The organism is Altericroceibacterium xinjiangense (assembly GCF_003958635.1).
Taxonomy (GTDB): domain Bacteria; phylum Pseudomonadota; class Alphaproteobacteria; order Sphingomonadales; family Sphingomonadaceae; genus Altericroceibacterium_A; species Altericroceibacterium_A xinjiangense.
The window spans coordinates 38946-53023 of the sequence record NZ_RSEK01000006.1 but is presented as its reverse complement, the minus strand read 5'-3'; the positions used below and the strand labels follow the sequence as shown (position 1 = coordinate 53023).

Annotated in this window: 13 protein-coding genes; 9 read left to right on the top strand and 4 right to left on the bottom strand. The window is 63.9% G+C overall.

Going from position 1 to position 14078, the window contains the following annotated elements; all coding sequences use genetic code 11:
- Positions 1-2: 2 nt before the first annotated feature.
- A complete protein-coding gene (locus tag ELY13_RS08625; RefSeq protein WP_126173507.1) occupies positions 3-593 on the bottom strand; it encodes a hypothetical protein in 591 nt (196 codons plus the stop codon).
- A gap of 34 nt (positions 594-627) precedes the next feature.
- A complete protein-coding gene (locus ELY13_RS08620; protein WP_126173506.1) occupies positions 628-894 on the bottom strand; it encodes a hypothetical protein in 267 nt (88 codons plus the stop codon).
- Between the two features lie 74 nt (positions 895-968).
- On the opposite strand from ELY13_RS08620, the gene ELY13_RS08615 reads away from it, so the two are divergent.
- Positions 969-2132, top strand: a complete 1164-nt coding sequence (locus ELY13_RS08615) for a glycosyltransferase (protein WP_164549751.1) — start codon at positions 969-971, stop codon at positions 2130-2132.
- A gap of 84 nt (positions 2133-2216) precedes the next feature.
- On the opposite strand, the gene uvrB is transcribed toward ELY13_RS08615, so the two are convergent.
- Positions 2217-4403 (bottom strand): excinuclease ABC subunit UvrB, encoded by a 2187-nt coding sequence (uvrB, locus tag ELY13_RS08610; RefSeq protein ID WP_126173504.1) that lies wholly within the window; start codon positions 4401-4403, stop codon positions 2217-2219.
- Positions 4404-4465: 62 nt separating this feature from the next.
- On the opposite strand from uvrB, the gene ELY13_RS08605 reads away from it, so the two are divergent.
- The 6 genes from ELY13_RS08605 (at position 4466) to ELY13_RS08580 (ending at position 10125) form a co-directional block, all read left to right on the top strand.
- Positions 4466-5203, top strand: coding sequence for an esterase/lipase family protein (locus tag ELY13_RS08605; RefSeq protein ID WP_126173503.1), 738 nt, complete (start codon positions 4466-4468; stop codon positions 5201-5203).
- 59 nt (positions 5204-5262) lie between these two features.
- Positions 5263-6687, top strand: a complete 1425-nt coding sequence (locus ELY13_RS08600; protein WP_126173502.1) for a circularly permuted type 2 ATP-grasp protein — start codon at positions 5263-5265, stop codon at positions 6685-6687.
- A gap of 17 nt (positions 6688-6704) precedes the next feature.
- Complete coding sequence (locus ELY13_RS08595; RefSeq protein WP_126173633.1) at positions 6705-7649, top strand: alpha-E domain-containing protein; 945 nt, start codon at positions 6705-6707, stop codon at positions 7647-7649.
- Between the two features lie 15 nt (positions 7650-7664).
- Complete coding sequence (locus tag ELY13_RS08590; RefSeq protein ID WP_126173501.1) at positions 7665-8477, top strand: transglutaminase family protein; 813 nt, start codon at positions 7665-7667, stop codon at positions 8475-8477.
- A 43-nt stretch (positions 8478-8520) separates the two neighbouring features.
- On the top strand, positions 8521-9312 hold the full coding sequence (locus ELY13_RS08585) for a proteasome-type protease (RefSeq protein WP_126173500.1): 792 nt from the start codon (positions 8521-8523) through the stop codon (positions 9310-9312).
- A 147-nt stretch (positions 9313-9459) separates the two neighbouring features.
- Positions 9460-10125 (top strand): response regulator transcription factor, encoded by a 666-nt coding sequence (locus ELY13_RS08580; protein WP_126173499.1) that lies wholly within the window; start codon positions 9460-9462, stop codon positions 10123-10125.
- Between the two features lie 249 nt (positions 10126-10374).
- On the opposite strand, the gene ELY13_RS08575 is transcribed toward ELY13_RS08580, so the two are convergent.
- The gene (locus ELY13_RS08575) at positions 10375-11034 is read right to left on the bottom strand and encodes an extensin-like domain-containing protein (protein ID WP_126173498.1); all 660 of its coding nucleotides are present in this window, start codon (positions 11032-11034) and stop codon (positions 10375-10377) included.
- A gap of 177 nt (positions 11035-11211) precedes the next feature.
- Here ELY13_RS08575 and ELY13_RS08570 point away from each other — a divergent pair, with 177 nt between their 5' ends.
- On the top strand, positions 11212-12345 hold the full coding sequence (locus ELY13_RS08570; RefSeq protein ID WP_126173497.1) for a phosphoserine transaminase: 1134 nt from the start codon (positions 11212-11214) through the stop codon (positions 12343-12345).
- Positions 12346-12450: 105 nt separating this feature from the next.
- Positions 12451-14034 carry a phosphoglycerate dehydrogenase gene (gene serA / locus ELY13_RS08565; protein ID WP_126173496.1) on the top strand — a complete coding sequence of 528 codons (1584 nt, stop codon included), beginning with the start codon at positions 12451-12453 and terminating at the stop codon, positions 14032-14034.
- Positions 14035-14078 lie beyond the last annotated feature (44 nt).

The following is a 14078-nucleotide window of genomic DNA, read 5'->3' as shown; positions in this document are numbered from 1 at the left end:
GATCAGCCCGGTGTGGGGGACTGGCCGCCCGATCGGCACCAGCGGACGAATTCCCCGGGAAGCCGGCTGCCGGCAATCTCCACCGTGCCGCCGCCGGGCAAGGTAGCAAGAAGCCGGCCGCGCCCGGTGAACACGTCCAGGTCGGGATCGCGGGCGGGCAGCGATCCCGCCCAGGCCCACTGCCCGTTCAGGACTTGCGCATCGACCTTGAAGCGCGAGACGGTGCCGTTGCCCAGCACCGGGAACAGCGCCTTCGCCCCCGGTTCGGCCGTAACGTGACGGACGATGCGCATCTGTGGCGGATTGGCGCGCACTTCGCAGCCGAGCGTGATCAGCGGCGGCCCGCCCGGATCGCCGAACACGATCGCGCGTCCGTCGCTCGCGACTATCCAGCGGGCGTTGCTGGTGTCGGGTCCGGGGACGTCATCGGCGTCGGAAAGGGTGACCGCGTCTTCAGGCGCGTCCTCGGACGCGGCAGGCGCGCTGGTGGCCGGCACTTCTGAAAGGGTGATCCGCTGGACATTATCCGGCGCGGCGTCCTGTTGCTGGCACGCAGTGAGTATGGCGAGGCACAGCGCCGGAAGAGGAAACAATCGCGCCCCGCTGGCTTTCCAGCGGCTGTCCCTTTTACGAGGGATCGTGCCGTGAAGGGGCGTTGTGCAGGGCAAACCAGACATGATGTTCCGTTTGCGGAAAGCCTTTGCCATGTCCAGAAAGATCGGCAGCCCTCGCCCGAACGCCCGGGGGATTGGCAGCGGCCAGCAGAGCGGCAGCAACTGCGTTTGCCTTGACTCCGGACACTTCCTCCCGGCCCGGATGGCGGGTGATGACGTCGTCTTCGTTCTGACAAAAACCAAGGGTAGTTGCCTGACCTGAATTCGGCTTCAGGCGCACCTTCGGCTGTCATGCCAGCCGCTCTTGTGCAAAGCAGCCGGCCCTGTCATCCGGAATATTGTGGAAGCGTTTCAGTGACTCAGGTGAATCAGCCGCCGGAAATTGCCATTCTGCTCGACCACTTCGGGCCCGGCGGCGTCGAGCGAGTGGCATGCCATGTCGCCAACGGTCTCCACCGTCGAGGTTTCCGGGTGGAAATGCTGGTGCTTCGCGATGCTGGCCCTGTCCGCACCTTGCTCGATCCGGCGATACCTGTTCATGCTGTCGGAGCCGTACAGGGCTTGTCCCGCGGCGCGCGCATGATCGCGGCCGTTCCCGCGCTGGCTCGGTACCTGCGGCGGAGAAACCCGGGAATACTCCACTCACCCGGCAACCATGCTCACGTTGCGGCCTATTTGGCGACGACCCTGGCGGGCTATACTGGCGCTTTCGTGCCCAAGATGACAAATCCCGTCCTCAAGGCGGGGCTGCCCGCGCACAAGCTCTGGCTGCGCAAGAGGATGTACGGCCGCATCCTGCGGCGAGCCCGCAAGATCCTTGTCCTGTCCGCGGGCGGCGTTGCCCGACTGGCAGAACTGGGGGCTGACATTCCCGCGCGTACCCGGTTCGTCCACAACCCCTACGTCGACGATTCCGCGGTGCGCCGGCAGGATTCAGGCGTCCCCGCCGACCCGCCGCTGATCCTGTGCGTCGGGCGGCTTTCCCGTCAAAAGAACCAAGCGTTGCTGCTACGCGCGGCAGCGAGGTTGAGGGACAAGGAGTGGCAATTGCGGCTGTGCGGCGTCGGTCCCGAAGAGGATGCGCTGCGAACCCTTGCGAAAGATCTGAACATAGCCGACCGCGTGGACTTTGCCGGGTTCACCACCGATCTGCGGCCCCACTACGTTTCCGCGACCATGGTGGCCCTGCCTTCGCGCTGGGAAGATCTGCCGGCAACCCTGCTTGAAGCTGTCGCATTCGGTTGCCCCGTGGTCTCGACCGCCTGCTCGCCTGCCGTGGTGGAGCTCTTGCGGGATCTCGGCGCCCGTGAACCCGTCGCCCCCGAAGACGAGGCGCAACTAGCAGCGGCGCTTGAGGAAGGGCTTGAGGGGCGCCTCCCGCAGGCTTCCCGTTCAGCCAGCCTGGCCTACAGCATCGATCACTCCTGCGAAGAGCACGCGGCGATCTTTGCCGCGCTGCTCTCGTCCAGAGAAGCGCAGGTGCCCGGCACGCGCCACGATCGGCTGGCAACTACCTGAACTCGGCGCCGCGGCTCGAGCCGGACCGGTCAAGCAGTCCTGTCAGGCGGAACGGTCGGAAGCAGGGCGAAACCGGGCCGGTCCTTACCGCCCCCACTTCTTCTGCGTCTTGCCGTAGCGCGTTTTCCGCGTGCCGGGCTTACCTTCGTTGGAGCGGCCGACGATCGGGGCTTTCTTTTCCGCATCGGGAAGGCCCAGTTCGTCGGCTTCCAGGCGGCGGATCTCGTCCCGCAAGCGGCCGGCTTCCTCGAACTCGAGGTTCGCGGCGGCGTTGCGCATGCGCTTTTCCAGATCCTCGATATAGCCGCGCAGGTTGTGCCCGACGAGGTTGTTGCGTTCCTCGTCTCCCGTTTCGATCAGCACGCCGTCGCGGCTGGCGGTGTCGGCGACGATGTCGGCGATCCGCCGCTTGATCGTCGACGGGGTGATGTTGTGCTCTTCGTTGTAGGCGCGCTGCTTTTCGCGGCGGCGGTCGGTTTCCGCCATCGCCCGTTCCATGCTGCCGGTAATCCGGTCCGCATAAAGGATCACCCGGCCTTCCACGTTGCGGGCAGCGCGGCCGATGGTCTGGATAAGCGAGGTTTCCGAACGCAGGAAACCTTCCTTGTCGGCATCGAGGATGCAGACCAGCCCACATTCGGGAATGTCCAGTCCTTCGCGCAGCAGGTTGATGCCGACAAGCACGTCATAGACGCCCAGCCGCAAGTCGCGGATCAGCTCGATGCGTTCCAGGGTTTCGACGTCGGAGTGCATGTAGCGCACCCTGAGCCCTTGTTCGTGCATGAACTCGGTCAGGTCTTCCGCCATTCGTTTCGTCAGCGTGGTGACGAGCGTGCGGTAGCCCCTCTGCGCGGTGATCCGCGCTTCGTTGATGCAGTCCTGTACCTGGTCTTCCACCGGCTTGATTTCTACCGGCGGATCGATCAGCCCGGTCGGACGGATCACCTGTTCGGCAAAGACGCCGCCGGTCTGATCCATTTCCCACTGGCCGGGCGTGGCTGAAACCGCAAACGTCTGCGGGCGCATCGCGTCCCATTCATTGAAGCGCAGCGGGCGGTTGTCGATGCACGACGGCAGGCGGAAACCGTATTCGGCCAAGGTGATCTTGCGGCGGTGGTCCCCCTTCGACATCGCGCCGATCTGAGGCACGGTCTGGTGGCTTTCGTCCACGAACAGCAGCGCATTGTCCGGCAGGTATTCGAACAAGGTCGGCGGGGGTTCGCCCGGCAGGCGGCCGGTAAGGAAGCGGGAGTAATTCTCAATGCCCGCGCAGCTGCCGGTCGCCGCAATCATCTCAAGGTCGAAATGGGTGCGCTGCTCCAGCCGCTGGGCTTCGAGCAGGCGGCCTTCGGCGTGCAATTCCTTCAGCCGTTCGGCCAGTTCGAACCGGATCGCCTCGGACGCCTGCTTCATCGTCGGCCCGGGCGTGACGTAGTGCGAATTGGCGTAGACGCGGATCGTATCGAGGCTGGTGCCCTTGCTGCCGGTCAGCGGATCGAATTCGGATATCTCCTCGATCTCGTCGCCGAAGAAGCTGACGCGCCACGCCGTGTCTTCATAGTGGGAGGGAAAGATCTCCAGATTGTCGCCGCGCACGCGGAAGTTGCCGCGGGCGAAGGCGGCATCGTTGCGCTTGTACTGCAAGGCGACGAGCTTGCGGATGATTTCCCGCTGATCGACTTCCTGCCCCTTCTTGAGGTCGAAGATCATCGCGGAGTACGTTTCGACGGAGCCGATGCCGTAGAGGCAGGACACGGAAGCGACGATGATCACATCATCCCGTTCCAGCAAGGCGCGGGTGGCGGAGTGGCGCATCCGGTCGATCGCCTCGTTCACCGAGCTTTCCTTCTCGATGTAGGTGTCCGACCGGGGGACGTAGGCTTCGGGCTGGTAGTAGTCGTAGTAGCTGACGAAGTATTCGACCGCGTTGTCGGGGAAAAAGCTCTTGAACTCGCCGTACAACTGGGCCGCAAGGATCTTGTTGGGGGCAAGGATCAGCGCGGGGCGCTGCAGTTCCTCGATCACCTTGGCCATGGTGAACGTCTTGCCCGATCCGGTAACGCCGAGCAGGACCTGCGTCTTTTCACCCTCGTTCGCCGCCGCTGTCAGGTCTCCGATCGCAGTGGGCTGGTCGCCGGCGGGCTGGTAATCGGACACCAGCGTGAACGGCTTGCCGCCCTGGCTCTTTTCCGGGCGCGCGGGTTTATGAGGCGTGAAGTTGCCGGACGTGTCGGGCTCTGCCAGACCTCGGCGAATGACAAGTTCGGTCATCCCGTGAATATGGGGGCTGAGCGCGCGCGGTGCAATCGGACGGTGAAGCAGACAGACACGCAATGACGCAGGGCAACTTCCTTCAAGGCGCGATGCGGCGAGCAGCGCTGGTCTGCCGTAAGCCGCCGCAGGGCGTGAAGGGACCGCCGCTGCGGCACCGGCTGGGTGAACTGGACGTCTTCATCCAGCTCTTCCGGAAACAGGAGATCATGGTTGAGCCGGCCCGGCGCCCCGGGGTGGTGATGCTGCTGCCCGGGTTCTTCACGCATCCCGGCAGGATGCGGGGCATGGCCCGGGCGCTGGAGCAGGCAGGGCACACGGTCCACGACTGGGGGCTTGGCTGGAATTTCGGGCCGACGGAGGAGAACTTCGATGTCCTCTCGTTGCGCGTCGAGGCGCTTCACCGCAAGCACGGCCGCAAGCTGGTGCTCGTCGGCTGGAGCCTCGGGGGGGTCTTCGCACGGGAAATGGCCAAGCTCCATCCTCACGCAGTGGAAAAGGTCGTTACAATGGGATCGCCATTCTCCGGTGATCCACACGCCAACAACGCCTGGCGGCTTTATCACCTCGTCACCGGGCACTCGGTCGAGGAACCGCCCGTCACCTGCAACGTGCCGCAAAAGCCGCCGGTGGAAACAGTGGCGTTGTGGAGCCCGCGAGACGGGATTGTCGCCCCGGACGCATCGTGTGGCCGGGAGGGGGAGCGGGACCGGGCAGTGGCCCTGCACTGCACTCACCTGGGTTTCGCCTACTCGCCGGAATCCATCTGGACAGTGCTCCGGGAAGTGAACCTCGACTGAGGCAGGTCCTTGGCAACGCGCCACAATCATGTCACGGTGCATTGCAGCAAGGGAGAACCATGAGCGGCCCGGCCAATTTTGACGAGATGCATGAGCCGGACGGGACGGTCCGTGCCCCCTATCGGGAATATGCGCGCTGGCTGGATGAGCAGGACCCCGGCTGGGCGCGCCGCAAAGGCTTCGAAGCGGAAAGCGTGTTCCGCCGCACGGGCATCACCTTCAATCTTTACGGCGGGGAAGAGGCGGAAGAACGCCTGATCCCGTTCGACATGGTCCCGCGGATCCTTTCATCCAGTGAATGGCGACGGTTGTCGCGCGGGATTGAGCAGCGGGTGCGGGCGATCAACGCCTTCATCCACGATCTCTACCATCGGCAGGAAATCGTCCGCGCCGGCCGCCTGCCGGAAGAGCTGCTGCGCCACAATGCGGCCTGGCTGCCGCAAATGGTGGGCCTGAAGCCGCCCGGCGGCGTCTATACCCATATTCTTGGCATCGACCTGGTGCGGACCGGTCCGGACGAATTTCTGGTGCTGGAAGACAACGCCCGCACGCCCAGCGGCGTCTCCTACATGATGGAGAACCGCGAGACGATGATGGGCATGTTCCCGGAACTGTTCACCCGGGTGAACGTGCAGCCGGTGTCGAACTATCCGCGGCGGCTGGCCAAGAGCCTGGCGGCCTGCGCACCTGAGTGCGCCGGGGACAAGCCGGCGGTTGCTGTGCTGACTCCGGGGCACTACAACTCGGCCTACTTCGAACATGCGTTTCTCGCTGACCAGATGGGGGCGGAACTGGTTGAGGGCGGCGATCTGCGCGTGGTCGACGGAAGAGTGCAGATGCGCACCACGCGAGGGTTTCGTCCGGTGGACGTGCTGTACCGCCGCATCGACGATGCCTTCCTCGATCCGATGAGTTTCCAGCCCGACAGCGTACTGGGGGTGCCCGGACTGATGGACGCCTATCGCGCCGGACGCATTACCATCGCCAACGCGCCGGGAACGGGCGTCGCGGACGACAAGGCGATCTACTCCTTCATTCCGGAAATCGTCGAATTCTATACGGGTGAGCGGCCTTTGCTGCCCAACGTCGAAACCTGGCGCTGCGCCGATCCTGAAAGCCTGAAGTACGTCCTGGACAACCTTGAAGAACTGGTGGTGAAGGAAGTCCACGGTTCGGGCGGGTATGGAATGCTGATCGGGCCGACGGCTTCAAAGCGCGATATCCGCCAGTTTCGCGCGAAACTGGAAGCCCATCCGGAAAACTATATCGCACAGCCGACTCTGGCGCTGTCCACCTGCCCGGTGTTCACCAACAAGGGCCTGGCTCCGCGGCACGTGGACTTGCGTCCATTCGTGCTCGTGTCGCCGCAAGGCGTCGAAATCGTGCCGGGCGGCCTGACGCGGGTGGCGATGAAGAAGGGATCGCTGGTGGTGAACTCCAGCCAGGGCGGCGGGACCAAGGACACCTGGGTGCTTAGCGAATGAACGACAAGCCCCCCCCGGTGCTTGCCCGCGTGGCTCACGGCATATTCTGGATCTACCGCTATCTCGAACGCGCGGAGAATACTGCGCGCCTGCTGGAAGCCGGCAATCGCATGGCCCTGACGCGCGGGATTACGGCCGCGGACGAGGAGTGGCGGTCCGTTCTTACCACGCTCGGGCAACTGAAGGCGTACGACGAGGCTCATCGTGGCTATGACGGCCCGCAGGTGTGCGATTTCGTGCTGCGCTCACGGGACAACTCCGAATCCGTGCTGACGATGATCGAGCGCGCGCGCAACAACGCGCGGGCCTGCCGTTCCGCAATCACCGCCGAAGTGTGGGAAGCAATCAACGAAGGCTGGATGACCCTGCGCGACCTGCTGGCCAAGCCGGTGCGGGCCAGCAGCCTGGGAACGGCGCTCGCCGCGGTTCGGCGCCAGTCCAGCCTAGTGCGCGGCTCCACCTATGGTTCGATGCTGCGGAACGAGATCTATTGCTTCAGCCGGATTGGCACTTTGCTGGAACGAGCGGACAACAGCGCGCGAATACTGGATGTGAAGTATTACGTGCTGCTCCCGTCGCCTGCTCACGTCGGCATGCCGCTCGACACTGCGCAATGGGATCACGTGCTGCGCTCGCTTTCCGGGGATCGCGCTTACCGCTGGCTCAACGCCGGACGAATGGATGCCCGTTCGATCGCCGAATTCCTGATCCTGGACGATCGGTTCCCGCGCAGCCTTTCGTTCTGCTACGCTGCCATGCGCAGCAACCTCGCGCGGCTGGCCCGGATTCACGGGGAAGAGGGGGCCGCACATGCCTGCTTGCGGGACGCGGACCTGAAGCTTGCCCGCTGGACGATCGACGAAGTATTCGATCGCGGTTTGCATGAATTCCTGATCGACTTCATCGTCTCCAACCAGAGGCTGGCCCACACGATCGCGGAGGAATACCGCTTTCTCGATTGAGGGAACCTGCACGTCATGCGTCTCGCCATCCGCCACACCACGCGTTACCGGTTCGATCGGCCGGTCAAGCACGGGCTGCAGCGCCTGCGCTTGTTTCCCAAGGGCACCCAGGGGCAGCGTGTCCTCGACTGGTCGTTCGATTACGAGAATGCGCGGGAGGAATTTTCCTACGAGGACCAAAACTGCAATCGGGTAATGCTGCTGTCCGTGACGCAGGATGCGCAGGATGTCGTCATCACCTGTTCAGGAACGGTGATGACCCAGGATGAAGCGGGGGTGATCGGTCAGCACTCCGGGCACATGCCTCTGTGGGCGTTCCTCGGGGCGACGGACCTGACCCGGCCGGGGCCGGGCACGAGAAAACTGGTGGAGGGGCTGGACCAGAATGGCGGCCGTCTGGACCTGCTGCACGGGCTGTCTGCCCGCATCCGCGATCGGGTGCGCTACGAAACCGGACGTACCGGGGTGGAAACCACCGCCGAACAAGCGGTTTCCGGGGGGTGCGGGGTTTGCCAGGACCACGCCCACATCTTCATCGCAGCGGCGCGCTTCCTCGGAATTCCGGCGCGCTACGTCAGCGGGTACCTGATGATGGATGACCGGGTGGATCAGAGCGCCACCCATGCCTGGGCGGAAGGGCACGTTCCTGGGCTAGGCTGGGTCGGGTTTGACGTTTCCAATGGCATTAGTCCCGATCCGCGCTATGTGCGCCTCGCCAGCGGGCGCGATTACCGCGAAGCCGCCCCGGTTCTGGGGACCAGCCTTGGCGCTTCGGCAGAGGGCCTGACGGTCAATCTTGCAGTGGAACAGCAGCAGGCGGAACAGTAAGCGCGCCCGGCCCGTTCGGGGCGGACGGTTTACAGGAGAAGAAATGACCTACTGCGTTGGGATGATGCTCGATTGCGGCCTTGTGCTGATGAGCGACACCCGCACCAACTCCGGCGTCGACAACATTTCGGTTTTCCGCAAGATGTTCCATTGGTCCATCCCGGGAGAGCGGGTGGTTGCGCTGATGACGGCCGGCAATCTTGCCACGACACAGGCAGTGGTAAGCCAGCTGGAAGAACGCAGCAAGGCACCGGAGGACCGCCAGAATTCCCTGTTCGAACTGCCGACCATGTTCCGCATCGCGGGCGAGATCGGGCGCATCCTGCGCGACACGGTGCGCGAGACACAGGCGGAGAACGGACAGACCGGAACCGGCCGGTTCGCGGCATCCATGATTCTGGCGGGGCAGATCAAGGGGCAGGAGCCGCGCTTGTTCATGCTCTACCCGGAAGGCAACTTCATCGAAGCCAGCTGGGACACGCCCTTCTTCCAGATCGGGGAAACCAAGTACGGCCGGCCGATCCTGGTCCGCGCCTATGACCGGCAGATGAGCTTCGAGGAAGCAATCAAGCTGCTGATGGTCAGCTTCGACTCCACGCTCCAGGCGAACCTCTCGGTCGGGCTCCCGCTGGACCTGCTGGTGATCGGGCGGGACGAATGCGTGCCCCGGCACCCGCAGCGGATCGATCAGGGGGACCCCTACTTCGACGCTCTTTCATCCGCGTGGAGCGAGGCGTTGCGCAGCGCGTTCCACTCCCTCCCACGGTTTCCCTTCAGCGATTCGCTGGACGAAAAACCGGATTTTCAAGCCCTGAGAAACCCGAATACGCACTGACACCTAGGGGGCAAACGCGTAGAAAGCTCCACTCCGGTTAATCTTTGGGGCGGATATAGGTCAGTTGTTGCGTTGAGCCGACAGAATGCATTCGAAATGGTTTTTGTATCGGATGCATGTCGGAAAGATCGCGGGCAACAGAGGCTCATGGAACAGCCCTTCACCATCCACATCGTCGCCACCGAAAGCACGCTTCGTGCCGAGCTGGCCCGCACCGCCGCAGCCTTGGGCTTCAATGCCGAGGTCTATGCCAGTCCGGAGGGGTTGTTCGTCCGAACGCCCTGCGACGGGGTGGTCGTGGTAACCCAGAACACCATCCCGCAAGGGACCGCCGCGTTCATCGACCAGATGACCCAGACCGGTATCTGGCTTCCGCTTCTCCTCGCTGCCGAAAATCCCCGCGTTCATGAAATTGTCGAAGCTATCAAGAACGGTGCCCTCGATTATCTCAAGGTTCCGGTTGCCCGGGACAAGTTTGCCGAAGTAATGGAACGCGTGCAGCAGGAAGCCCAGGCTCAGTCCAAGGCCCGCCGCAAGATGGTGGAAGCACGCCGGATCGTCAGCAGCCTGAGCAAGCGCGAACGCGAAGTGCTGGACTTGCTGGCCGAAGGCAATTCGAACAAGGCCATCGCCCGCGAACTGCACATCAGCCCGCGCACGGTCGAAATCCATCGCGCCAAGATGATGGACAAGATCGGCGCTGCCCACCCGGCCGCCGCCGTTCGCCTGCGGATGGACGCCCGGCTGGAGGATCGTGCATCGATCCCGGCGCCGTTCATGCGCCCGAGCGCGATCGAAAACCGCATCAACTGAAACAAGGAACCAGGGCAGGGGGAACAATGCCACGGGACGGGGCTGGGGCGGTCGCAAGACCGCTCCAGTTGCGTATTTCAGCGGCTATGCCGCCCCGTAGCTGACCCTGCCTGCCACGGTGTTCCGCTTGGCGGGACAGCCCGCAAAGTGCTCCTGCGAATTGTTCCTCTCGCAGGGGTCCTTTGCGGGTTTTTCATGTCCTGGGCCACTCAGTCGCCCGGCCGATCTTCCGCCGATTTCCTGACGACCCTAGCGGCAGAAACCGCGGCGCGAGGCTACGCCTTCGATGTGCAGGTGGTTTTCGTGGGCGGCGTTGTAGTCCGGACCCAGCACGGTAGCGAAGCGCTTGCAGGCGCTGCGGTGGACGGTGCGGAGAAACTCCTGCTCAGCGCGAGTTCCGCCGTTCCAGCCGTTCAGCACGCTTATCCGCCGCCCATCTTCCAGCACGAAAGCGGCGATGTCGATCGCACTGGCGGTCGCATGGCCCGAGCGGCGGCTGGTTCCCGCCACGTTACGGCAGACATAGCTGCCGTAGGTCTCAATCGCCTTGAGCGGGCTGCCCAGGATCTGCTGCGCTGCCCGGTCGACGCCGAAGCGGGCCCAGCCGGCAAAAGCGCTGGCAACCGGACACGCGACGGGGCCGAGGTTCGTCATCACCGGTTCGCCCACATCGCTGCGTAACCGAGTCAGCTGGACGGTGTTGAGCATCGAGCAGCCCTGGCCTGTATAACGATCCGGCAGGGGGGTGAAGGTCGCCTCGCTCCTCTGGAGATCGGCCAGACACTGGGCACCCGCGGGGCTGCGGGCGATCGGCGCCGCGGCCTCCTGCTTCGGGGTATCGCCTCCCGGCAGCATGGAACAACCGGCAAGAAGTGCAGCGCCGATCGTGGTTATGCAGTTGCGTATCATCGACCCATCCTCGGCGGTGAGGGCTAAACCATTCGGCGCAGGGCGGAAACCCGATACGGGTTCGTGCGGAGTTCCTGCACGATCGTTGCCGGGTTGACTTGTCGGGCAGCATGTTTATTGCGCACCCCGGGCCACGCGGTCCCAACGCCGCGCGAGCTCTCTGCGAGGAGAGACTACATGACTGATACGAATATTCCGGCGCGCAAGCCTGCGCGCCCTTACTTTTCTTCCGGTCCCTGCGCAAAGCCGCCGGGCTGGTCCTGCGACAAGCTGGCCACGGAATCGCTCGGACGGTCACACCGCTCGAAGCTTGGCAAGACGCGCCTCCAGTATTCCATCGACCTGATCCGCGAAGTGCTGCGCGTACCCGACAGCCACCGGGTCGGCATCGTGCCTGCGTCGGACACCGGCGCGGTCGAGATGGCGATGTGGACGATGCTTGGGGTCCGGCCGGTTACCCTGCTCGCGTGGGAAAGCTTCGGTGAAGGCTGGGTCACCGACGCGGTCAAGCAGCTGAAGCTGGATACGACGGTGCTCAAGGCCGATTATGGCCAGATCCCCGATCTGTTGCAGGTCGATTGGTCGAACGACGTGATCTTCACCTGGAACGGCACGACGTCGGGCGCGAAGGTGCCGAACGGCGACTGGATTGCCGACGACCGTGCAGGCCTTTGCATTGCGGACGCCACCAGCGCCGTGTTCGCGCAGGACATCGACTGGAACAAGATCGACGTGCTGACCTTCTCGTTTCAGAAGGTCCTGGGCGGGGAAGGCGCGCACGGCGTGCTGATCCTGGGTCCCCGCGCCGTTGAACGGCTGGAAAGCTACACCCCTGACCGCCCGCTGCCCAAGATTTTCCGCATGACCAAGGGCGGCAAGCTGATCGAGGGTATCTTCAAGGGCGAGACGATCAACACGCCTTCGATGCTGGCGATGGAAGATGCGATCTTCGCGCTAGAGTGGGCCAAGTCGATCGGCGGGCTGGACGCGCTGAAGGCGCGCGCCAACGCAAACGCGGCGGCGCTTCAGAAGATCGTGGAGGACCGCGACTGGCTTGGAAACCTGGTTCAGGACCCGGCGATCCGCTCCAACACCAGCGTCTGCCTGACAGTAGAAGGCGCGGACGCCGACTTCATCAAGAAGTTCGCCAAGCTGCTGGAAGACCAGGACGCCGCCTACGACATCGCCGGATACCGCGATGCCCCGGCGGGCTTGCGGATCTGGTGCGGCGCAACGGTCGACACCGCCGATATCGAGGCCCTCGGCCCGTGGCTCGACTGGGCCTACGCCTCCCTTCGCGAAGACGCCTGAACTCTTAACTCGCAGCCCCGCAAGCGTGGGGATCCGGTTCACACAGCTGCCTTGTCAGCCTTGGATTCCTGCATTTGCGGGGAACGCGAGACAAAGGAATTCCCCATGACGAAGCCCAAAGTTCTCATTTCCGACAAGATGGATCCCAACGCCGCGCGCATTTTCCAGGAGCGCGGGTGCGACGTGGACGTGATCACCGGCAAGACGCCGGAGGAACTGAAGGAAATCATCGGCCAGTACGATGGTCTCGCGATCCGTTCCTCCACCAAGGTGACGCCGGAAATTCTCGACGCTGCGCCCAGACTGAAGGTGATTGGCCGCGCCGGGATCGGCGTCGACAACATCGACATCCCTTACGCCTCTTCACAGGGCGTGGTGGTGATGAACACTCCATTCGGCAATTCGATCACCACTGCCGAACATGCGATTGCGCTGATGTTTGCGCTCGCCCGGCAGATACCGGAAGCGAACGCGCAGACGCAGGAAGGCAAGTGGCCGAAGAACGCGTTCATGGGCGTCGAAGTCACCGGCAAGACGCTGGGCCTGATCGGCGCGGGCAACATCGGCTCGATCGTCGCGTCCCGCGCGCTGGGCCTGCGGATGAAGGTGCTGGCCTACGATCCGTTCCTTACCGAGGAGCGCGCGATCGAATTGGGCGTGGAGAAGGCCGACCTTGAAGACCTGGTTTCCCGGGCGGACTTTATCACGCTGCACACCCCGCTGACCGATCAGACGCGGAACATCCTCAACCGCGATCGGCTGGAAAAGACCAAGAAGGGCGTGCGGATTGTCAACTGCGCCCGCGGCGGCCTGATCGATGAGGCTGCGCTGAAGGACCTGCTGGACAGCGGTCACATCGCCGGGGCCGCGCTTGACGTCTTCAAGGACGAGCCGGCCAAGGAAAGCCCGCTGTTCGGGACGCCGAACTTCATCTGCACTCCGCACCTCGGCGCCTCGACCACCGAAGCGCAAGTCAACGTGGCGCTGCAGGTGGCTGAACAGATGGCCGATTTCCTGGTCAACGGCGGCGTCACCAACGCGCTCAACATGCCGTCGCTCAGCGCCGAGGAAGCGCCGAAGCTGAAGCCGTACATGGCCTTGGCCGAAAAGCTGGGTTCGCTGATCGGGCAGCTTGCCCATGGCAATCTGCCCAAGATCAGCATCGAATCGGTGGGCGCTGCGGCCGAGCTTAACCAGAAGCCGATCACCGCCGCGGTGCTTTCGGGTCTGATGAAGCAGTTTTCCCAAAGCGTGAACATGGTGAACGCACCGTTCCTGGCGAAGGAGCGGGGCATGGAAGTGCGCGAAATCCGCAACACGCGGGAAGGCGTGTACCACACGCTGGTGCGCGTCACCGTCTCGACCAGCCAGGGGGACCGTTCGGTCGCCGGCACGCTGTTCGGCAGCAACGCACCGCGCCTGGTGGAGATCTTCGGCATCGGGATCGAGGCGGATCTTGAAGGGCACATGCTGTACATCGTCAACCAGGACGCGCCCGGCTTCATCGGCCGGATCGGCTCCTTGCTGGGTGAGAACGGGATCAATATCGGCACCTTCCATCTTGGCCGGCGCGATGCTGGCGGCGAAGCGGTGCTGCTGCTGTCAGTCGACCAGGCGATCCCGCAGGACGTGATCGACAAGGCGTGCAAGCTGCAGGGCGTCAAGACCGTCAAGGCGCTGGCGTTCTGATGTAACGGGACTGGCGACCCGCGGCATTGCGAGGGTCGCCAGTC